The organism is Mycobacterium sp. ITM-2016-00318 (assembly GCF_002968285.2).
Classification (GTDB): Bacteria; Actinomycetota; Actinomycetes; order Mycobacteriales; family Mycobacteriaceae; genus Mycobacterium.
Genome location: NZ_CP134400.1, coordinates 741,962 through 761,074, shown reverse-complemented (window position 1 = coordinate 761,074; position 19,113 = coordinate 741,962). Strand labels below are relative to the sequence as shown.

The 19,113-nt window shown below is 65.2% G+C and carries 24 protein-coding genes; 12 read left to right on the top strand and 12 right to left on the bottom strand.

The features are described from left to right. Positions 1-7 precede the first annotated feature (7 nt). The 3 genes from C6A82_RS03750 to C6A82_RS03740 all read right to left on the bottom strand — a co-directional run bounded on the left by C6A82_RS03750 (position 8) and on the right by C6A82_RS03740 (position 2,138). Positions 8-466 (bottom strand): DUF5994 family protein, encoded by a 459-nt coding sequence (locus tag C6A82_RS03750; protein WP_311101666.1) that lies wholly within the window; start codon positions 464-466, stop codon positions 8-10. A gap of 178 nt (positions 467-644) precedes the next feature. Then, entirely contained in the window at positions 645-1,886 is a 1,242-nt protein-coding gene (locus C6A82_RS03745) for an acyl-CoA desaturase (protein ID WP_105346797.1), read from the bottom strand. Positions 1,887-1,979: 93 nt separating this feature from the next. Further along, positions 1,980-2,138 (bottom strand): DUF6307 family protein, encoded by a 159-nt coding sequence (locus C6A82_RS03740; RefSeq protein WP_199193853.1) that lies wholly within the window; start codon positions 2,136-2,138, stop codon positions 1,980-1,982. 264 nt (positions 2,139-2,402) lie between these two features. On the opposite strand from C6A82_RS03740, the gene C6A82_RS03735 reads away from it, so the two are divergent. Beyond that, the gene (locus C6A82_RS03735; RefSeq protein WP_105346799.1) at positions 2,403-3,590 is read left to right on the top strand and encodes a N(5)-(carboxyethyl)ornithine synthase; all 1,188 of its coding nucleotides are present in this window, start codon (positions 2,403-2,405) and stop codon (positions 3,588-3,590) included. An 18-nt stretch (positions 3,591-3,608) separates the two neighbouring features. Here the strand turns inward: C6A82_RS03735 and C6A82_RS03730 are convergent, their stop codons facing one another. The 3 genes from C6A82_RS03730 to C6A82_RS03720 form a co-directional block, all read right to left on the bottom strand. Next, positions 3,609-4,049 carry a DUF5994 family protein gene (locus C6A82_RS03730; protein ID WP_105346801.1) on the bottom strand — a complete coding sequence of 147 codons (441 nt, stop codon included), beginning with the start codon at positions 4,047-4,049 and terminating at the stop codon, positions 3,609-3,611. 135 nt (positions 4,050-4,184) lie between these two features. Beyond that, a complete protein-coding gene (locus C6A82_RS03725; RefSeq protein ID WP_105346802.1) occupies positions 4,185-5,999 on the bottom strand; it encodes a bifunctional serine/threonine-protein kinase/transporter substrate-binding domain-containing protein in 1,815 nt (604 codons plus the stop codon). Between the two features lie 154 nt (positions 6,000-6,153). Next, complete coding sequence (locus C6A82_RS03720) at positions 6,154-6,540, bottom strand: hypothetical protein (protein ID WP_105346803.1); 387 nt, start codon at positions 6,538-6,540, stop codon at positions 6,154-6,156. 418 nt (positions 6,541-6,958) lie between these two features. On the opposite strand from C6A82_RS03720, the gene C6A82_RS03715 reads away from it, so the two are divergent. The 6 genes from C6A82_RS03715 (at position 6,959) to C6A82_RS03690 (ending at position 9,983) form a co-directional block, all read left to right on the top strand. Beyond that, positions 6,959-7,294 (top strand): DUF4148 domain-containing protein, encoded by a 336-nt coding sequence (locus C6A82_RS03715; protein WP_105346804.1) that lies wholly within the window; start codon positions 6,959-6,961, stop codon positions 7,292-7,294. After that, positions 7,291-7,470 (top strand): hypothetical protein, encoded by a 180-nt coding sequence (locus C6A82_RS03710; RefSeq protein WP_105346806.1) that lies wholly within the window; start codon positions 7,291-7,293, stop codon positions 7,468-7,470. The genes C6A82_RS03715 and C6A82_RS03710 overlap by 4 nt, the downstream gene beginning before the upstream one ends. 163 nt (positions 7,471-7,633) lie before the next feature. Then, entirely contained in the window at positions 7,634-7,816 is a 183-nt protein-coding gene (locus C6A82_RS03705) for a hypothetical protein (protein ID WP_105346808.1), read from the top strand. 24 nt (positions 7,817-7,840) lie between these two features. Next, positions 7,841-8,041: an excalibur calcium-binding domain-containing protein gene (locus C6A82_RS03700; protein WP_105346810.1), complete on the top strand. Its 201-nt coding sequence runs from the start codon at positions 7,841-7,843 to the stop codon at positions 8,039-8,041. 8 nt (positions 8,042-8,049) lie between these two features. Beyond that, on the top strand, positions 8,050-8,952 hold the full coding sequence (locus C6A82_RS03695) for a potassium channel family protein (protein WP_105346811.1): 903 nt from the start codon (positions 8,050-8,052) through the stop codon (positions 8,950-8,952). Beyond that, complete coding sequence (locus C6A82_RS03690) at positions 8,949-9,983, top strand: M48 family metallopeptidase (protein WP_105346813.1); 1,035 nt, start codon at positions 8,949-8,951, stop codon at positions 9,981-9,983. Before C6A82_RS03695 ends, C6A82_RS03690 begins: the two co-directional genes overlap by 4 nt. Before the next feature lie 13 nt (positions 9,984-9,996). Here C6A82_RS03690 and C6A82_RS03685 read toward each other — a convergent pair whose 3' ends face one another. Together C6A82_RS03685 and C6A82_RS03680 are read right to left on the bottom strand one after the other, a co-directional pair. Further along, entirely contained in the window at positions 9,997-10,152 is a 156-nt protein-coding gene (locus C6A82_RS03685; protein ID WP_199193854.1) for a hypothetical protein, read from the bottom strand. Between the two features lie 10 nt (positions 10,153-10,162). Continuing rightward, positions 10,163-11,686, bottom strand: a complete 1,524-nt coding sequence (locus C6A82_RS03680) for a serine/threonine-protein kinase (RefSeq protein WP_105346815.1) — start codon at positions 11,684-11,686, stop codon at positions 10,163-10,165. A 197-nt stretch (positions 11,687-11,883) separates the two neighbouring features. Here C6A82_RS03680 and C6A82_RS03675 point away from each other — a divergent pair, with 197 nt between their 5' ends. Next, the gene (locus C6A82_RS03675; protein WP_105346817.1) at positions 11,884-12,366 is read left to right on the top strand and encodes a hypothetical protein; all 483 of its coding nucleotides are present in this window, start codon (positions 11,884-11,886) and stop codon (positions 12,364-12,366) included. Here C6A82_RS03675 and C6A82_RS03670 read toward each other — a convergent pair. Further along, on the bottom strand, positions 12,363-13,742 hold the full coding sequence (locus C6A82_RS03670; protein ID WP_105346819.1) for an alpha/beta hydrolase domain-containing protein: 1,380 nt from the start codon (positions 13,740-13,742) through the stop codon (positions 12,363-12,365). The genes C6A82_RS03675 and C6A82_RS03670 overlap by 4 nt on opposite strands. 17 nt (positions 13,743-13,759) lie before the next feature. Between C6A82_RS03670 and C6A82_RS03665 the strand changes: the two genes are divergently transcribed. Genes C6A82_RS03665 through C6A82_RS03655 form a run of 3 tightly spaced genes read left to right on the top strand, consistent with a single transcriptional unit; the run spans position 13,760 to position 15,383 of the window. After that, entirely contained in the window at positions 13,760-14,146 is a 387-nt protein-coding gene (locus C6A82_RS03665) for a DUF2237 family protein (RefSeq protein ID WP_105346820.1), read from the top strand. Positions 14,147-14,177: 31 nt separating this feature from the next. Further along, on the top strand, positions 14,178-14,948 hold the full coding sequence (locus tag C6A82_RS03660) for a M15 family metallopeptidase (RefSeq protein ID WP_105346822.1): 771 nt from the start codon (positions 14,178-14,180) through the stop codon (positions 14,946-14,948). 51 nt (positions 14,949-14,999) lie between these two features. Continuing rightward, positions 15,000-15,383, top strand: a complete 384-nt coding sequence (locus C6A82_RS03655) for a hypothetical protein (protein WP_105346833.1) — start codon at positions 15,000-15,002, stop codon at positions 15,381-15,383. Between the two features lie 75 nt (positions 15,384-15,458). Here C6A82_RS03655 and C6A82_RS03650 read toward each other — a convergent pair whose 3' ends face one another. Further along, on the bottom strand, positions 15,459-16,733 hold the full coding sequence (locus C6A82_RS03650) for a hypothetical protein (protein WP_105346824.1): 1,275 nt from the start codon (positions 16,731-16,733) through the stop codon (positions 15,459-15,461). Between the two features lie 226 nt (positions 16,734-16,959). Here C6A82_RS03650 and C6A82_RS03645 point away from each other — a divergent pair, with 226 nt between their 5' ends. Beyond that, the gene (locus C6A82_RS03645; RefSeq protein WP_105346826.1) at positions 16,960-18,555 is read left to right on the top strand and encodes an aldehyde dehydrogenase (NADP(+)); all 1,596 of its coding nucleotides are present in this window, start codon (positions 16,960-16,962) and stop codon (positions 18,553-18,555) included. 123 nt (positions 18,556-18,678) lie between these two features. Here the strand turns inward: C6A82_RS03645 and C6A82_RS03640 are convergent, their stop codons facing one another. Continuing rightward, a complete protein-coding gene (locus tag C6A82_RS03640; RefSeq protein WP_233217028.1) occupies positions 18,679-18,933 on the bottom strand; it encodes a diguanylate cyclase domain-containing protein in 255 nt (84 codons plus the stop codon). A 23-nt stretch (positions 18,934-18,956) separates the two neighbouring features. Further along, positions 18,957-19,085: a hypothetical protein gene (locus C6A82_RS03635; protein WP_255419252.1), complete on the bottom strand. Its 129-nt coding sequence runs from the start codon at positions 19,083-19,085 to the stop codon at positions 18,957-18,959. Positions 19,086-19,113: the final 28 nt, after the last annotated feature.

The window sequence follows — 19,113 nt, the reverse complement described above, 5'->3', positions numbered from 1 at the left end:
GCTCAGATCATCGCTTGGCCGAGCTCACACTGCGCATGCCTGCCACCCAGTTCGCGCTTTCGACCTGCGCGGTCCGCATGACCAACTCGGCGATCTCGATCAGCCTGTTGTCACGTTCGGCATCCGAGAACGGCATCGCCGCTGCGCACCGCATCACCAACGCGCCGAGCGTTTGTGACGTGATGTGCGGCACGACAAGAAGTTTCGCGCAACCGCTACGCCCGTCGACCACCATGATCCGCGGTCGTCGGCGCCTACCAGCCACTAATCGAGCGGTTTGCACCATAGACTCGAGGTCCAGCGCGCCCTCGGTCATCGACCAGTTGATGCGGATGTCGAGTATCTCTCCAAGCGGTTCGTGGAGACTGCCGACGAGTTCGGGCAGTTCCTGCGCCACCGACGACGTGTGGGGCCACCACGCCCCGTCGATGTCGCCGCCGAGGTGAGCCGCCAGCGACAGTCTCACGGGTCGCGCCATGCGCCGCGGCCCGGTCAACCCGTTCACGTCGGCGTCGGGTGATGCGCAGACGACGCTCGGTCAGTGGCTGCGGCATGGATCGAAACCATTCAGCATTCCCTTCACGAGCACGGATCGAATCCGCAGACGGCTCGAAAGCGAACGGCAATCGATTCTTCAGTGGACGCTACACCCCGGCGTTTCGATGCACTCGGCGGAGAGTTCGACGGCGTGCACGGCCCCGTAACGCCGTTTGAAGCCCACCCCTCGGCCGATTCAGTACATCTGCCGACACGCCGCCTGCCGCGAACTTTCGCTCTGACGCGGTTTCCGGCGCATCGTCGGGCGTGGCCGTCAGTAGCGCGTCGGGCAGTGCGAGCTTGTTGATGGTGCGCAGGGTCAACAGATACTGGCGTGCCAGCGAACCGTTTGTATACGGAAGGTCGTATTTTTGGCACAGCGCACGCACCCGCACGGCGATCTGCGAATAGCGATTGCTCGGCAGATCGGGAAACAGGTGGTGCTCGATCTGGTAACACAGGTTTCCGCTCGAGAACGCCATCAACGGACCGGCCCTGAAGTTGGCGGCGCCGAGCATCTGTCGCAGGTACCACTCGGCTCGTGTTTCCTGTGCTAGTACCTCTTCGGTGAACTTTTCCGCGCCATCGGGGAAATGACCGCAGAAGATCACGACGTACGCCCACAGATTGCGCAGCAGGTTTGCGGTCACGTTCGCGCTCAACGTTCTTCGCCAACGAGAGCGGCTCAACGCAGGAAACAACACGTAGTCCTTGACGGTTTGACGCGCGATCTTGCCGACGAACGCCTGCCTGGCGTTGCCCACCATGGCAGCATCCGGCGCGAAGCGATCCCGCTCAGAATGAATGCCGTGAAGTCCGATGCCCCACTCGAAAACGGAGGCCAACAATAGGTTCCGGAGCGGCTGCAACAGGTGCTCGGGTTTCCACGCCTCGTCGCGGGTGACCCGCATGATCCCGAAGCCGAGATCGTCGTCGACGCCGACGACGTTGCTGAAAACATGATGGCGGTAGTTGTGCGAATACCGCCACTGCGACGAGACGCCGACCATGTCCCACTCCCACGTGTTGGAGTGGATCTCCGGGTCGTTCATCCAGTCCCACTGGCCGTGGCCGACGTTGTGACCGATCTCCATGTTCTCGATACTTTTCGCATACGCGAGGGACGCCGTGCCCAGCACCCAACCGCGCCTCGACCGGCTGCACGCGATCATCAGGCGTGCTACCACGTCAAGTGTCCGTTGGAAACCTATGGTGCGACGTATATAGGTCGCGTCTCGCTCCCCGAGGGATTCCTCGACGTCGGCGCGAATTGCGTCGAGCTCACCTCCGAGGGCCTCGATGTCGGCGTCGGTCAAATGCGCGAAAGCGGCGATGTCGGCGATTGCCAATAGATGTCCCCATTGTCGATTTCGGTGCCTTCGTATTACCAGCCCGCCGGCGTCACCTGAAAGACGCTGTTCGGCGACGCCGCGGGCCGTTGATCACCGAATCTTCTCGGGAATCGAGTTCAGCGCGTGCAAGATCTTTATTGCCAATTCGCCTGCCGCCTCGTCGCTGATCTTCGAGTGCTCTGTGATGGTGTCTTTGACAAGCGTGACGCGTAGGTCGTAGGGCGTAAGGGGCAATGTTGGCGAAGCCATGGAGTTTCCTTATTTTGCCGAGCGTGTTCGCTCGTAGCCGAGCTGCTCGATACTTCTGACGTTACGCCTGAAGCCGCCGCCTCGTCGGGTAGTCCGCGAAGTGGCGGCGCTCGCCGTGCCGCTGAGACCCCATGCTACAGAGCCGATGGGGACGCACGGAGAGGGTAAGGTCGACAGAGATTGGGACCAATTGGTCTCCCGCGATCGAGGGGCAGCAATGTCTGATCAATCTTCTCGACACGTCATGTTGAAGAAGTCTGGACAGTGACAAGAAGCACTGAGGCGCAATCACTTTCGCTGGGAGTATTGGCGCGCTCGCGCAAGCCGAATGAACGCAGACTTCCGATCCACCCGGAGCATTTCGGCAGGATCGACAGTCAGGTACGCTCGCGGATTTTCCTCGAGCACGGCTACGGTGCGGATTTCGACGTCACCGACGACACCCTGGCGGGTCTCGTTGGGGGAGTCGGCACCCGAGAACAAGTCATCGCGCAGTGCGACGTCATCCTCCTGCCAAAGGTCCAAGCCGAGGATCTAGCTGAATTCAATGCGGGACAGATCGTCTGGGGCTGGCCACACTGCGTGCAGAATTTCGACTTGACGCAGACCGCCATCGACAGGCGACTGACGCTGATCGCCTTCGAGGCGATGAATCACTGGCGAGCCGACGGCGGGTTCGGATTGCACGTCTTTCACAAGAACAACGAGCTCGCGGGCTACTGCTCGGTGCTGCACGCCATGGAGTTGACCGGGAGAACCGGCAGCTACGGCCGTCGGCTGCGCGCTGCCGTCATCGGTTTCGGTGCGACCGCCCGTGGCGCCGTCACCGCCCTCAACGCTCACGGCGTCGATGATGTGCGGGTGCTCACCAATAGGGATGTCGCTGCCGTCGGCTCACCCATTCCGTCCACTCAGATCATCCAAATGGGGCCGGATCCCGCTGCGCCCGAGACGATATGGGCCAATACGCCGGATGGGCAGGTCTTGGTCGCCGACCTCCTCAGCGATAACGACATCGTCGTCAACTGTGTACTTCAGGATCCCAGCGCACCCCTGGTATTCGTGACCGAGGACGACCTGACGGCATTCGCTCCGGGCAGCCTGATCGTCGATGTCTCGTGTGACACCGGTATGGGGTTCAGCTGGGCGCATCCGACCTCGTTCGACGAACCGATCAGCCGGATGGCGAATGGTCTGCACTACTACGCCGTCGACCACAGCCCGTCCTACCTGTGGAACTCCGCAACCTGGGAGATCAGCGAGGCACTCCTGCCCCACATCGATACGGTTCTCGCGGGGCCACCGGCGTGGGATACGGACCAGACGATCCGCAGGGCGATTGAAATTCGCGACGGTGTCGTGCTCTCTTCCGGCATCCTGTCGTTTCAGAACCGCGACGAGGCATATCCACACGGCGTGCGCTCGGCTGAGCGACACGAGTGGACCGAGTGAATCCGTTACAACTCACCCTCAAACAACGAGCAGAGACGCGACACTCGTAGCGTCATCGGTGGACGCGGCGGCCATCAGGATCGAGTGGGCGTGGTCAGGGTCGGTTTGCGTCGGGACTACCAGCAGGATGATTCTGTTGCCTTCTGCGTCAAGGACTTCGAGTGTATTAGCCGGCTGTCGGTGGAACCCTTCGAGCCTGATCGTGTGTCCATCGATATCGATGCGGCGCGGCGCCGCCTGCCACTCGTCGATGTTGTACATCACCCGCGCCACTGTCCCGAGGCGCACCGAAAGCACCGCCAGCAGATCGGGAAGTTCGGTCGGTAGAGCATCGCTGTGCGGCCACCACGCCCCGTCGACGTATCCACTCACGGGTGCTTTGCGCTTCAACCGCAGACGCGGCGTGATTTCAGGTCCTGCATGGCGGGTGGCTGGTGCAGGGCTTTCCTGTGGGGTCATTGCTGACGATCCCGTCTGAGCCCTCGAACGACTCAATAAGACGAATCGGCGACGACACAATCTCAGATGGTCGCGTTCGACATGCCACCGATGGTCACCAGCTTACGCCCCGCGAACCCGGCCGCGCCCGGGTAATCAGCTGATCGCGCCGTTGATGACCGGTTTGGCGATCATGCCCTTCTCGACACCCCATTTGGTGGCGATCGCCTTGTACTCACCGGTCGAGATCACGTGTTCCATTGCCTGCCGCAGCGATTCCGCAAGCGGCGATCCCTTCTGCACCGGCCAGCCGTACGGCGCGGTGTCGAAGGTCTCGCCCGCCGGTTCGAGCGCGCCGTTACTGCCCTTGATCGCGAACCCGGTCACCGGTGAATCCGACGACATCGCGTCGATCTCGCCGTTGATCACCGCCGCCGTGAGTTCGTCCTGCCTCGGATAGACGACGGCCTCGACGGGCGGCAGACCCGCGGCGACGCACTGGTCGCTCTTGGCCGGGATCTCGACCGTTTCGTGTGTTGTTCCCGGTGTCATCCCGATGCGAAGCCCGCACGCCGCGTTCGGGTCGATTCCGGAGCCGGCCCGTTGCGCCCACAGCGTCCCCGCCTCGAAGTAGGTGACGAAGTCGACCATCTCCTGCCGTTCCAGCGTGTCGGTGACCGACGACATGCCGATGTCGACGTCGCCGCGCTGCACCGCCGGCATGATGTCGCCGAACAGGAACTCGCGGTACTCGGGAATGAGGCCCAGCGTCTTGGACACCGCGTTGATGAGGTCGACGTCGAAGCCGACGATGTCGCCTGCGCTGTTCTTGAATTCGTTCGGCGCATAGGGAACGTTCACGCCGACCGTCAGTCGCCCCGACTCCTTGATGTCGGCCGGAAGCGTCGCCGCGATCGCAGGCACCAGCCCGCCCGAGTCGTCCGCCGGGCCTGGTGGCGCCGACGTCGACGTCGGCCCCGCCGATCCGCCGTCGTCGCGTCCGCCCCAGAAGTGCCACGCCCCGAACACCAGCGCCGCGCCGAGTAGCACAGCGGCCCCGAGAATCGCCAAGGTGCGCGCCGACAGTCTGCTGCCCGAACTCTGCTTGGCCCGGCCCGCCGAGTGCCTGCCCGAGCCCGTCATGCGTACCGGGACGCTCAGCGCCTGGCGTGCGGCCGCAGCCATCTCGCCCGCCGACTGATAGCGCCTGCCGGGTTTCTTGGACATGCCCTTGGCGATGACGGGGTCGAAGGCGGCGAGCCTCGGGTTGATGGCCGACGGCTTGGGCGGGGGCGCGTTGATGTGCTTGGCGATCTGCTGCTCGAGGCTGTCGACGGGATACGGCCGTGAGCCCGTCAGGCACTCGTAGAGCACACAGGTCAGCGCATAGACGTCGGAGCGCGGATCGATGTCGCCGCCCTCGAACCGCTCGGGCGACATGTAGGCCATCGTGCCCAGCGTGCTGCCCGCCGTCGTCAGCCCCTGCTGGCCCGCCGTGCGCGCCAGCCCGAAGTCGATCAGATACGCGAAGTCGTTCTTGGTGACCAGGATGTTCGACGGCTTCACGTCGCGGTGGATCAGGCCGAGTTCGTGCGCGGCGTCCAGCGCCGCGGCGACCTGCTCGATGATCGACACCGCCAGCGCCGGATTCAACGGCTTCTTGTCGTCATCCTCGCCCAGCATGGCGCCCAGATTGCGGCCGTCGATCAGCCGCATGTCCAGGTAGAGGCGGTCGTCGATCTCGCCGAAGCCGTGAATCGGCACCACGTGGGGTTCATTGATGCCCGCGGCGGCCTGCGATTCGCGCCGGAAACGCTGCTGGAAAACGCCGTCCCTGGCCAGGTGTGACGGCAACAGCTTCAGAGCGACGACACGGTCGGTCCGGGTGTCGAAGGCCCTGTAGACCTCGCCCATTCCGCCCTGGCCGATCAGCTCCTGAAGCTCGTACTGCCCGAATGGTGTCGCATCCACCGCGTTTACTCCTCGGCACGCGAACCCGCGCTGATGTGTCGCTTGAAGCTACACCACGTTTGCCGAGGTTGTCCGCGGGTGCGTCAAAGCGGGCTCAGGTCTCGTCGGCGACCTGAGATCAATATCGGGGAGTCGAGTCGATGTGTCCAACGGCCTAGCCTTGCGCGGGCCAATCGCCATGCGCGTCAAGACCGTTGTCCCAGCTTTGGTGGCGCTGTTGGCCGCGGGCGACAATGCGGCGTCGCAGCTCGAGCAGCAGCTCCTCGGTGGAGGCGCGAGCCAGCGTGTCAAACGAGGAGTGGGGCCCCGGCACGTAGGCTGGCCGGCGCACTTCGGGCACTGTCTCGCGGGGCTCCCCGCCGGCCAGGATTGTATCGATGCTGCCTGGGGCCCAGGCCAGTTTGTTCTCCAGCATGGCGTAGGTCCCCGGGCTGGCCTTTCGCACTCCGTGCTCGACATCGGCAAGCGTTCGCACTGTGAACTGCAGGCTGCTCGCCAGATCGGATCGGTTGCGGTAGCCGAGCGCGACGCGCCGGCTCACGAGTAGTGGCCTAACCGTTGGCGAGCGACCCGATCCATGCTGCCATCCTCGCGTACCAAAATGGAAATGTCGATTTGCTATAGCCGTTTGTTTCCGGGTTCCACGGGCGGTACAAAGGTGATTTCCGCTCTCTCTTCTCAAACTCTGCCCTCGGCCCGGGGCAACCGGGTCCAGACTACTTCTTTCACTATTCCCCCCTTCGAAAGGCCGACTACCTCGATTTTCGGCACGGCGTCGGCTATCCAGCCGAAGCCGCCCGCCACCACACCAGCTCCCCGACCTTGTGATGGAGGTCATACTGGCAATAGTTTCCGGATGATTGACACAATTGCCGTTTATTTCCTACTGTTGCCTCACAATCAGACCAGCACCCAGTTGCACCCCGCGACGCTGGACGGTGAGTCAAGGAGATCCCCTAATGAAACGAATCCTGCTTCTGGCGGCCGGTGCACTCGGCACTGCCGGCACGATCGCTCTGGCTGCCCCCGCGTCGGCAGATACGCCCCAACAGAGCCAGCTGGAAAAGCTCGGCAACAGCCAGGTCGTTCACACGTTCCTGTACGGCAATTGCGAGGGTAATCAGATTTGCGCCGATCCGCTTGAGGTCTCGCACCCCGGCGTGCTGAACCAGTTCGACTTCTTCCGAGAGAACCTCGCGAGCCAGTCAGTGCAGTTCGAAGCCAGCATCGACAGATTCGTCAAGGGCATCCCTGCCCCGCCCGCCACGGCCGACGAGGCGGGCGAGAACAAGTGACCCGCTTTCTCGAAGCCGGAGGCAGCGAGATGGACGACGTTTTCATCGTCACCAGCGAAGGCTCGGGCTGCGGACATATCGCCCGCATCGTCTTCGCATTCGACGAAGTCGACGCACGCCAAACAATCCAAGACAGCTACCCCGGCGAGTTGGTCGTGGACGTCGTCGCCCGATGAACCTGGTGACGTGGTCAAGAAGGCGTGCCGGCAATAGCGGCCAGGATTCGCTGAACACAGGCTCAGTGGCCCAGCTTTGAGGGTCCGGGACCACTCGACTTGCCCGACTCCTCGGGTAAGTAACGGGCGTGGACAGATTTCTCGTCCACTCCAACATCTCGACGTGATCGCCGGGTGCTATGCGCGTGAGTACACCTACGACTTGCCCTACCGCTATCAGCAGATCTTTCGCATCGCCGAAGACAGCGCCCGAGCCTATGAACGCGGTTTTGTCGCCGAACCCCTGCGCGGCTCAACGATCGCCCAAGAACTGACCCGCAGCCAATCAGGCTGCGGGAGAACCTAAACAACGAAGGGCAAATTCCAGACAATGAAAAAGATAATCACAGCCGCCATCGGCGGCGCGCTGCTCAGCGGTGCACTGTTGGGCGCCGCAGCTGCCAACGCCAACGTTTACTACAAGAACTGCTCCGAAGCGCGCGCGGCAGGGGTGGCACCCCTCTTCGAAGGTGATCCCGGATACGCGGACCATCTCGACCGCGACCATGACGGCATCGCCTGCGAGTCGTGATACGCAAAATGACCGGCGATCTGCGGCGGAAGATCGCCGGTCTCACCGCGGAACAGTTCGAGAAGCGCGCTGAGCGACCGTTGGCCATCGTCGCAGTCATCTTTCTGGTTGCCTACTCAGTGCAAGTACTGGCCCAACCACAAGGGCGTGTCGCGGTCGCGATAGACCTTGTCATCGCCATCACCTATGCGGTCTTCCTTGTCGACTACCTCGCACGCCTGATCCTTGCCATTAACCGCCCGCGCTGGTTCGTCCGTCACCTGGTGGATCTCGCAATCATCGCGCTTCCGTTACTGCGCCCACTGCGACTGTTAAGGCTATTGGTCTTGCTCGCTGCGTTACAGAAGACCATCGGCGGAGCGATTCGGGGCCGGGTCGCGATCTACACCGCCTCCGGCGCCGTCCTACTTATCTACGCCGCTTCACTCGCCGTCTTGGAGAGCGAACGGGGACAGCCCGGCTCAATGATCAACAACTTCGGTGACGCGGTGTGGTGGTCGATCACCACCGTGACCACTGTCGGATACGGCGACATCTTGCCCGTGACCGGTACAGGTCGAGTGGTCGCGGTTCTACTCATGATGGGCGGGATCAGCCTGGTGGGTGTCGTCACCGCGACTCTCGCGTCTTGGATCGTGCAGCGGGTCGCGCAGGAGGACACCAAAGATCGAGCAGCAACGGCGGGGCAGATCGAAGCCGTACACGAAGAGTTCCGGCTGCAAATGAAGAATCTTCGCGAAGAGGTCCAGAAATTGAGGGAAGCTGCGTCTCCTCAACCGCCAGCGCCGAGAAGCCCTAACGGGCAGTCGGTCGATGCGGCCACGTCAATACGCAACTGGATCGAGGGAAGCCTAGTGCGCCTGCAGGCGATGACACTGCTGGGCCGAGCAAACCAGAGGGATAGGAAATGAGTAACGGCAGTGCAATACCCGATCGTCCGTTGATTACTGGACTCGAGGCCAAGCACTTTGCTCACCCCCTCGACGTGTCCGCCCGACGACGGATGGACCAACTGATCGCGAGCAAACCGCGCATTCGCAAGCTCTTCGCGTCTCTGGAGCGCAGCCTCGAGGACGAGGAACACCTGATGAGTCTGGCGGATAACACACGCCTCAACGCACGCCAAGCCCCGTCGCTCTATCGGCTTGTCGAGGATGTCGCAGCCGACGCCCGGATGCCGACGCCGCGCGTGTTTCTCGACACGCAACCCGAGGTCAACGCCTGGGCGCTCGGTCAACACGATCCGATGATCGTCCTGACGTCAGCTCTGGTCGACGAGTTCACCGAGGCGCAGGTTCGCGCAGTCGTTGCGCACGAACTCGGCCACATCCGTTGTCAACACACGTTTTATCGGATCGTCTCTCAAGGGTTCGAGCCGGTTGCAGCGGTCGCCAGCGCGCTCCCCGGGGGTTCGCTCATCGCATTGGCGTTGCGCTGGCACCTGATGGACTGGTTTCGTAAGTCTGAACTCAGTTCCGACAGATTCAGCCTGCTGGTTACCGGCGACCTGGAAACGGTGCAGGCCGTGATTCTCCGGCTCGCGGGCGGTGCCTCGAGCTTGAAAGACGAACTCTCGGCGGACGAGTTCCGCCTGCAGGCCAAGGAGTTTCGTCAGACGGTCGAAGCGCGCAAGCGGGGCTCCATGAAGGAGAGAATCGAGTACTACACGTCCTCATTGATGCTCCACGATGCGATGAGTACGCACCCGTGGCCGGCGATCAGATTCGTCGAGATCGAGGAGTGGGCGAAGTCGCCACAGTACAGTCTGATCGCCAAGAGCGACCTGGCAGCGGCTGAGCGGCATCCATTTCAGTCCATCCCCGAAACAGTTGACGATGACGAGCCCAGCAACCCAGTACTTACGGACTCGAAGGACGAGCCAGAGCCGGTTCTGCGTCAAGCAGCCTCGGAACTCGTTGGAATGTGGAAGAACCGCCGCTGAAATCAGGTCCCAGCTAGGTCTCGTCGGCGACCTGCTTCCGGCTCTGGTGGGCGCCCGGCGCGTCCGGATCGTCGTTGCGGTGGTCGAGTTGATCTTGCAGCTCCCGCTGCTCCTCGGTCACCTCCCGCGCGTCCTTCGGATGTTCGGGCGGATCGTTGCGTTCTGCCATCGCTTCTCCTCTACCGCGAGCCGTATTGCAGCGCCGGCTCGTCGGAGTCGACGTTGCCGCCGCTGAGAATCCTCAGCCGGTCCGGCCGCACCTCGTAGCGCGCACCGTCGGCCGGATTGGCCGCATTGAACCCGCCGCCTGAAGGCACCGCGTTGCCCAGTTGGACGTTCGCCCCGTCCCGCAGGCGTTCACCCCGGTACTGGTACGCCCCCGGCGACGTCTCACAGATCACCGCCTGCGACTGCGACGTCTCGATCGCCGCCACCAGAGTCGCCCCTGCATCGCACCGCGTCGTGTGCCCGACGAAGCCCTGGCCGTCCATCCCCGTAATGCCCGCCAATGGGGCCGATGACGTGGTGGTCGACGTCGACGGCGCCGACGTGGTCACGGTCGTCGTACTCGGCCGGGGCGCGGCCAGCGATGATCGCGGCGTCGTGTCCGTGTCGCCGCCGGAGAAGACCAGCACCGACGCGAGGATCGCAGCCAGCCCGAACAGCAGCACTGTCGCCGCCAGCAGCGCCACCTGCGTCCGCCCGAACCGCGGCTTGCTCGACGGCGGCCGGGGCGTGGGCGGCGGCGTCGGCGCGTGCACCGCGGGCGGGTACGGCGTGTAACCCGTTCCGGCGGGGTCCTCGTAGACCGCGGAGAACGCCCTGGTGTTCGGTGGCGACGGTGCCGGAAGCGGCGGCAGAGTCGATCCTGCGGCAGCCGTCGCCGCCTTCGCCAGCTCGCCCGCCGTCGCATATCGGTCCGACGGCCGCTTCGCCATCCCCTTCGCGATCACATCGTCGAACGCCCGCGTGATCCCCGGCCGCATCATGCTCGGCCGCGGCGGCGGGGAGAACATGTGTGCTGTCATCAACTGTCGCAGATCGCCGCCGGTCTCGAAAGGTGCTCTGCCGGTGAGGCATTCATAGAGCAGGCAGGTCAGAGAGTAGATGTCGGCGGCGGGTCCGACCTGGCCTCCGGCGAACCTCTCCGCCGCCATGTAGGCACACGACCCGATGATCAGCCCGGTCGACGTCACGCTCGCGTCGCCGCCTGCGTGCGCAATCCCGAAATCCACCAGGTAGGCGAAGTCGTCCGCCGTCAGCAGCACGTTCTCCGGTTTGATGTCGCGGTGAATCAGCTTGTCGGCATGCGCAGCGTCCAGGGCGGCCGCGACCTGCGTGATGATCGACGCCGCGCGCTTGGGCTCCAGTGGGCCGTTGACCCGTAGCTCGTCCTTCAGGCTCGGCCCTTCGACCAGCCGCATGTCGATGTACAGCGTTCCGTCGATGTCGCCGAAGTCGTGCACCGGGATGACGTGCGGTTCCTGCAGGCGCGCGGCAACGCGTGACTCGCGCCGGAACCGCTCCTGAAAGCTCTTGTCCGCGGCCACGTCGGCGCGCAGCACCTTGACCGCCACCATGCGCTCCTTGACGGTGTCGAATGCGCGGTACACCTCCCCCATACCGCCGATACCGATCAGCGACTGCAGCTCATACGGGCCGAACCTCGAACCCAGCCGTGAATCGCCCTGCAGGGAGGCCATCCGTATTCCTTTCCGTCCCTTCGCACGTCGCGAGACAACGCCGCCTCTCGACATGCGGCTCCTGCTGGTGTTCCCGCATCCGGCGTTCGCTTAACGCGTCCGTCAGCCCAGTCCTGCTGGACACAGACGTACGTTCCCCCGACAGAACGCGATGCGATTAGGGGCTCGCAGACCCCGATACGTCATACGGTAGCGGCATGACAGAACAGTCGCCCGCGGTCAGCACCGCGCATCCACCGGAAACGCTGCTGAAAGTGATGAATCCCGCAGTGAAACTCCTGCTGCGCACGCCGCTTGCGGGCGGCCTCGGCAGGCAGATGATGGTGCTGAACTTCACGGGCCGCAAAAGCGGTCGGCAGTTCTCGGTGCCGGTCAGTGCCCACAAGCTCGACAACGCACTGTATGCGCTGGCCAACGCGGGATGGACGGCCAATTTCGCCGATGGCGCCACCGCCGACGTCCTGCACGCCGGTAAGACGACACCGATGCTCGGCGAACTCATTCGGGACCCCGCCACCGTCGCTGACCTCGCCCATCGCGCCGCGCAGTCCTACGGAGCGAAGACAGCGCAGCGCATCATGGGCTTGAAGTTCCGCGACGACTCCGTCCCGAGCCTCGCGGAGTTCACCGAAGCGGCCCAGCGCGAGAAGCTGCGCGCCGTCAGGTTCACCCCCGCTTAGCCCGCTCCGTACGTCGCGGCGGCCAGCTCGAGGATCTCCGAGCGGTCGGCCCGTAACAGATACCCCGCGCGGATCGTCGCGTCGAGTTCCTCGGTGAAGCGTTGGATGTATTCGCTCTTGCCGCCCGGATACAGCCGCTTGCGCGTGTTGTCGTCGAATAGCTCACCGGACCCGAACAGCAGCGCCACAGGTGTTGCGTCGTCGCCGGTGCCGGACGTGCGCGCGATCGGCACCTCGACCCATGGCGTGCGCACGCCGCCCTTCACGATCCCGTACTCGTCGACGACGAAACCCGGCGGCTGATCGTCGTCGGTCTCCAGTCGAGGGGCGTGTGGCGGCGGCTCACCTGCTCGCACCCATGCGTGCAGCCGGGAGATCGCCGCCTGAAGCACATAGTGGTGCTGCGGCCCGAAATTGAAGGGCTGCTTCAGCTGCTGGCCCATCAACTCGTTGCTCGGGGCATACCCCGCCGCGAGCTGCTCGACCGGCAACGACCCGTCGTCGATGAACCCGACCTTGACCGTGTAGGCGTCGGCATGCGCGGTGCCCGCGATCTCCCACGTCCGCAGCATGTCGTTGTCCCGCTGCCTGGCCATGTAGTAGCCCGGCAGGATTGCACCGACCACATCGGTCTCGGTGATGACGTTCATCGTCGGCACCCGCAGGTCGTCGCGGAACGGCGACGGGTCCGGAGTCCCTCGCTCGAAGGCCTCGAGGGTGTTGATCCCGTCCAGCGAAGCCGCGCCGCCGAAGCGCGAGTGCACGAGGAAGCCGTCGAACACTCCGGCGTGCCGATCGACGGCGTTGATGTAGGTGGTCAAGAACATCGCCGACTGCGACTCCCCGATCGCGATGACGAATTCCGGCCTCAACCGCCCCAGCACCTGATCGGGCGATGCGCGCACCAGCTGGCCGACCTGGCTGAACATGTCGAACGAGTACGCGTCCCCAGGATGGCTCAGCCGTGAATACCGTTCGGGATTCTGTGTTTTCAGCGACATGTCGAAGCCGGTGATCGTCAGGCCGCCGTCCACGCCGACCTTCTGCGCCGACACCGCTATGTAGGCGTATCCCTCCCGAATCATCTCGCGGTGCGCCATGAACCACACCGCGGGCGCGTCGATGCCGCCGCTGACGTTGAGCCATTCGACGAGCACCGTGCCGTTGAACTTCGCCGTGTCGGCAGGAAGCAGCGCCACGATCCGTGTCGTGTAGTCGACCTCGGGTTGCCGGCCCTCCCCGTACGCCCGCGCCGTTCCGGAGACGAAGTACTCGCTGGCGGTGTAGCCGACGCCGGCGATGTCGTAGGCACCAAGCAGCAGGTTCGGCTTGCCCTCGACGGGCGTGACGGTTGGCATGGCGACGACACTAGTCATGAGGCGATACTGGGCCGATGCCGGATCTCAACGTGCTGGGGACACCCATGGAGCCGTGTGGCAGCGAACCGCTGACCGGTTTCTACCGCGACGGCTGCTGCACATGGGGCCCCGAGGACATCGGCCTGCACACCATCTGCGCGGTCATGACCGCCGAATTCCTCGAGCACCAGGACGCCATCGGCAACGACCTGTCCACGCCGCGGCCCGAATTCCGGTTTCCCGGCCTGATGCCCGGCGACCGCTGGTGCGTCACCGCCGCGAACTGGTTGAAGGCATACGAGGACGGCCGCGCCGCGCCGGTGGTGATGGCGTCGACGCACGAGCGCACGCTCGACGTGGTGCCACTGGAAGCGCTCGCCGAACACGCCGTCGACGTGCCCGACGACCCGGGCGATCTTTAAAGCCTCCGCGAAACACGATCCACGCAGACAAATGTCGAGTAACGGCCTGCCGGAATGCCATTTCGCGATGCGGCGTATCGCCACCCTGGTGGCGTTGACGGGCGTGTGTGCCGCTGTGCCGCAGTGCGGTTCGACTCCACCTACCGGGCAATCCTCGTCGTCGTCCTCCTCGCGGTCCTCGTCGATGACCTCCACGCTGTCGTCATCGCCGTCACGTCCGGCCCCACCGCCGCCCGCGGCACCCTCGCCTGCCACCGTCGGACCCGTCACCGCCGCCCAACTCGGTGCGACGTGGAAACCCGGCTGCCCGGTCGGTCCGGAAGCGCTGCGCAGGGTCGAGATGAACTATCTCGGCTTCGACGGCCAGACCCACCGCGGCGAGCTCGTCGTGCACCAGGACGTGGTCACCGACGTCGTCGCGATCTTCGGGCAGCTCTACGAACTCGGCTATCCGATCGCGAAGATGCGCTCGGTCGCCAACTATCCGGGCGCCGAGGACGAGCTGTCGATGGAGGACAACAACACCTCGGCGTTCAACTGCCGGCTCCTGCCATCAGGAAACGACTGGGCGCTGCACGCCTACGGCCGCGCCATCGACGTCAACCCGCTGATCAACCCCTTCATCGACAGCGACGGCAACATCGAGCCGACGACCGCGACGCCCTATCTCGATCGCAACCGCACCGACCCCGGCATGTTGCACACAGGCGACCCCGCGGTGCGCGCCTTCACCGACCGGGGCTGGCGATGGGGCGGCAATTGGCGCACCCCGAAGGACTACCAGCACTTCGAACGCGACTGAAAGCGGAAATCGGATGTTTGAAATTCTTCCGTGGGGTTAAATGCGGACATGATGCTCACACGGATCTCGCCTCTTCTGTTCGCGGGTGCAGCGGCCGCCGCCATTGCTGCAGCACCGATCGCCGCCGCGGGCGGCCCGTCCGGATGTTACGACCCCGCTGGCACCGGTTGCGCGGTTGCGCCTGGCGCTCCCGCAGTCGCCGTTCCCGGTGGCGTGGCCGGACCAGGAGGCGCGGCGGGCGCAATCCCGGGTGGTCCCGTCGGCGCGGCAGGACCTGAAGGTGCCGCGGCCGCGGTGCCTGGCGGCGCGGCAGGCGCGGCAGGACCAGAAGGAGCAACCGGAGGCATTCCCGGCGGTCCCGCGGGCACAGCAGGTCCCGGGGGCGCAGCGGGCTGCCTTCCCGGCGTTGGCTGCGGCGCGGTACCCGCCCCCTAGTACAGCGCCGCCTCGCGACCCGGTAGTCGGCGCACGTAGCCGCGGCGGCCCCGAGGATGGCTGACGGCGCCGCAGTTAGTTCGTGGGGTACATCGGCTGCGGGTCGTGGAACCGGTTGATGATCGGAATGCGCTCGATGATCTTGTCGCGCAGACGCGGTTCCGGTTGCACAGCGGGAACCTGCGGCGCGGGCGGCGTGTAGGCAGGTGCCGGAGGCGTATAGGCCGGGGCCGGCGGGGTGTAGGCCGGGGCCGGCGGTGTGTAGGCGGGTGCGGGCGGCGTGTAAGCGGGGGCCGGTGGCACGTAGGCCGGTGCGGGCGGAGCCGCGGCGGGCGGATCGACATCCGGTATCGCCACGGGCGCAGGCGGCGAAGCAACCCTCGTCTGAGCGGGCGGCGGCGCGGCGGGCGCAGGAGCCGGCTTGGCCGCGGGCTTCGGCGCAGGCGCCGCCGGACGCTGCGCCGGCTTCGGAGCGGCCAGCGCGGCCTTCGCCTCGGCGCCGAACTTGCCCTCGTTGAGCTGCTCGGTGGTCGCGTTGGCGTTCTTGGTCTCCGAAGGGGAATCCGACGTCGCCTGCAGCCCCAGCACCACCGAAAGCGAGATCACCAGGGTTACGGCGGCGCCGACGACGACGGCCGTCAACACGCTCGTGCGCGACATCTCCCGCAGCCGGAACAGTGATGCGGATCCGCCGCCCATGGAGATGACGGCCATGGCCGACGCCACCGCGGCGCCGCGTGCCATCGCCATATCTGCCTCGGCCGAGGAGATGACCGGGGCGGCGGCGACGGAGTCCATCGAGGACACCACGGGCTCCAGGTTGGCCGAGCCGACCACGAAGATGGCGTCGAGCTGGCGGTCATTGAGGTCGAGCGCCATCACGCTGGCGGACAGTTCGACGTCGCGGTCGGGAACCATGTCCTGGGGGTCGACGGTCACCCCGCCGGCGTCCACCAGGGCGACCAGTGTGCTGTCGGGCTCGAACACGCAGACGGCGACGTCCTGGTACCCGGAGATCGCGGAGATGCCGCTCGCCAGCGCCTCTGCAGCCTCGAGTTCGGACACCGCGATGGCGTCCTGCACGTCCCGCGCCTGGAGTGCCTCGAGGATTGCGCCCGCGACGACCTCGCCCGCCGGCGTCCACGTGACACCCGCAGCGTGAAGGCCGCTTTCCACGACCGCCTCGTTGGCGTCCAGCAGCACCGTGAGCAGGGCATCCGCGTCAAAATCAGCGGGGTCGGCGACGTCGAGCACACCGCGGTCTACGGCGTCACCGTCGCCCGTCACACCTTCGACAAGCACCCATCGGACGGCTGTCGAGGTGACCGACAGACCGAGCACGAGGTCCATTTGCTATCCCCTTCTGCCTTTCATCCTCGCCAGACATTACCGTCGCGACCTCACAATAGACATTTATCGAGTTCGCCAACCGCTCTGAGACTAGGTTCGATTAATTCAATCGGTGCATCAGTCGAGCCTCAAATGGCCTTGGACAAGCATTGATACCGCTTCTACCGTTGGTGTCATACAGCACCCCGCTCCACAACGGAACCGACGTTTCCAGGCCGAGGAACACATGACTGCGACGATGCCCGACACTGCGCTGACGGGACGATTGCTCATTGCCGGCGAGCAGGTGCGAGGTTCCGGCAAATCGATCCGCGCCTTCGACCCCACCGCAGGCCGGGAACTGGAGCCCGCCTACTTCTACGGCGACTCGTCAGACGTGGACGCCGCCTGCGCCGCTGCCGCCGCCGCCTTCGCCGACTACCGCACCACCAGCGCCGAGCAGCGCGCCCAGTTCCTCGAAACCATCGCTGTCAACATCGAAGCCGTCAAAGACGCGATCGTCGCGCGCGCGGCCGCCGAAAGCGGCCTCCCGCAGGCCCGGCTGACCGGTGAGGTCGGCCGCACCACCGGACAGCTCCGGCTGTTTGCCGGCGTGCTGCGAGAGGGCAGCTGGAACGAGGCCCGCATCGACCCGGCGCTACCCGACCGAACTCCGTTGCGCCGGCCCGATATCCGCCAACGATCGGTCCCGCTGGGCCCCGTCGCTGTCTTCGGCGCCAGCAACTTCCCGTTGGCCTTCTCGGTCGCAGGCGGCGACACCGCATCGGCTCTGGCCGCGGGCTGCCCCGTCGTCGTCAAGGCACACGACGCCCACCCCGGCACGTCGGAGATCGTCGGCCGTGCCATCACCGACGCCGTCGCCGCCGCCGGTCTGCCTGCGGGCACCTTCTCGCTGCTGTACGGATTCGGCCCCGATCTCGGTGTCGCCCTGGTCACCGATCCGCGCATCAAGGCCGTGGGATTCACCGGATCCCGTTCCGGCGGAATGGCACTCGTCGCGGCCGCGGCCGGCCGGCCCGAGCCGATCCCGGTCTACGCCGAGATGAGCTCCATCAATCCGGTCTTCCTGCTCGACGGTGCGCTGGCCAGCCGCGGCGCCGACCTGGGTCGCGCATTCGTCGGCTCGCTCACGCTGGGCTCCGGGCAGTTCTGCACGAATCCCGGCCTTGTCATCGCGGTCGACGGGCCGGGACTCGACACATTCATCGGCTCCGCCCGCGACGCGATCGCCCAGTCGGCGGCCACGCCGATGCTCACCCCCGGTATCGCCGACGCCTTCGCCAACGGTGTCACCAAACTATCCGGGGAAGCCGAACTGATCGTGCGCGGCGCGCCCAGCGACAGCGACACCACTTGCCGCGCAGCTCTGTTCGCCACCGATGTGGACAGCTTCCTGAAGTCAGACACGCTGCAGGCCGAGGTTTTCGGGTCATCGAGCCTGATCGTCCGCTGCGCCGACGCCGCCGAGATGCGGACGGCCGCCGAGAACATCGAGGGCCAGCTCACCGCGACGGTGCACGCCGACGAATCCGATCTCGACGACGCGCGAGCGCTTCTGCCGCTGCTGGAGCTCAAGGCGGGCCGGATCCTGTTCGACGGCTGGCCCACCGGCGTCGAGGTGTGCCACGCGATGGTGCACGGCGGCCCTTCTCCTGCGACGTCCGACTCGCGGACCACGTCGGTCGGCGTCCGCGCGATCGAACGATATCTGCGGCCCGTCTGCTACCAAGATGTGCCGAAGTCATTGCTGCCCAGCGCAATCGCTGACGGCAACCCCGATAATCTCTGGCGGCGCATCGACGGCCGGCTCCAGCAGGACTGACCAGCGGTGCGCTGTTGCGCGATGCCGACCTTGCGATGTATGAGGCCAAGCGAACCGACGTTCAGGCGGCTAGCGGCCCGTGGCTGCCGCCGATTTCTGCGTCATGGCAGTGACACCGGCGACTCAACAGCCAACGTGCAGATCTCGACGCAACAGCGCTGCCAACACTCGCTTGAATCGGAGTGCTGGTCGGGCCACATCGCCGTCGGACATCACCCGCTGCAGACACTGCGCGGCGCTGCGCAGCACGTCGTCACCGGCGGTGTGACCGAGTGTGTCGTTCGTCGCCTTGAGGTCGTCGATGTTGATGAACAGCACCGCCCGCAACTTGCCGTGCTCCTCGCGTGCGGCCAGCGCCCTGTTGATCTTGCGGAGCACCGAGGCGCGGTTCGGCAGCTTCGTCAGCGCATCGTGGGACGCATAGAACAGACCTTGTCCGCGGCGGTCCCTTCCGCCGTCACGTCGGTGAACGACATCAACATGTCGGACTGTCCCGGCATGTCGGGGTTGAGCAGTCGACAGCTGGACATCAACCAGACGCGTTCGGCACCGAGACGC

Excerpts from the sequence above, each read along its gene's own strand:
- C6A82_RS03700 (WP_105346810.1), top strand. The coding sequence starts at position 7,841 with ATGAAAAAGATAATCACAGCCGCCATCGGCGGCGCGCTGCTCAGCGGT.
- C6A82_RS03635 (WP_255419252.1), bottom strand. The coding sequence starts at position 19,085 with ATGTCCAGCTGTCGACTGCTCAACCCCGACATGCCGGGACAGTCCGAC.
- C6A82_RS03740 (WP_199193853.1), bottom strand. The coding sequence starts at position 2,138 with ATGGCTTCGCCAACATTGCCCCTTACGCCCTACGACCTACGCGTCACG.
- C6A82_RS03715 (WP_105346804.1), top strand. The coding sequence starts at position 6,959 with ATGAAACGAATCCTGCTTCTGGCGGCCGGTGCACTCGGCACTGCCGGC.
- C6A82_RS03655 (WP_105346833.1), top strand. The coding sequence starts at position 15,000 with ATGCTCACACGGATCTCGCCTCTTCTGTTCGCGGGTGCAGCGGCCGCC.
- C6A82_RS03695 (WP_105346811.1), top strand. The coding sequence starts at position 8,050 with ATGACCGGCGATCTGCGGCGGAAGATCGCCGGTCTCACCGCGGAACAG.
- C6A82_RS03660 (WP_105346822.1), top strand. The coding sequence starts at position 14,178 with ATGTCGAGTAACGGCCTGCCGGAATGCCATTTCGCGATGCGGCGTATC.
- C6A82_RS03670 (WP_105346819.1), bottom strand. The coding sequence starts at position 13,742 with ATGACTAGTGTCGTCGCCATGCCAACCGTCACGCCCGTCGAGGGCAAG.
- C6A82_RS03645 (WP_105346826.1), top strand. The coding sequence starts at position 16,960 with ATGACTGCGACGATGCCCGACACTGCGCTGACGGGACGATTGCTCATT.
- C6A82_RS03675 (WP_105346817.1), top strand. The coding sequence starts at position 11,884 with ATGACAGAACAGTCGCCCGCGGTCAGCACCGCGCATCCACCGGAAACG.
- C6A82_RS03665 (WP_105346820.1), top strand. The coding sequence starts at position 13,760 with ATGCCGGATCTCAACGTGCTGGGGACACCCATGGAGCCGTGTGGCAGC.
- C6A82_RS03650 (WP_105346824.1), bottom strand. The coding sequence starts at position 16,733 with ATGGACCTCGTGCTCGGTCTGTCGGTCACCTCGACAGCCGTCCGATGG.
- C6A82_RS03680 (WP_105346815.1), bottom strand. The coding sequence starts at position 11,686 with ATGGCCTCCCTGCAGGGCGATTCACGGCTGGGTTCGAGGTTCGGCCCG.
- C6A82_RS03685 (WP_199193854.1), bottom strand. The coding sequence starts at position 10,152 with ATGGCAGAACGCAACGATCCGCCCGAACATCCGAAGGACGCGCGGGAG.
- C6A82_RS03730 (WP_105346801.1), bottom strand. The coding sequence starts at position 4,049 with ATGACCCCACAGGAAAGCCCTGCACCAGCCACCCGCCATGCAGGACCT.
- C6A82_RS03690 (WP_105346813.1), top strand. The coding sequence starts at position 8,949 with ATGAGTAACGGCAGTGCAATACCCGATCGTCCGTTGATTACTGGACTC.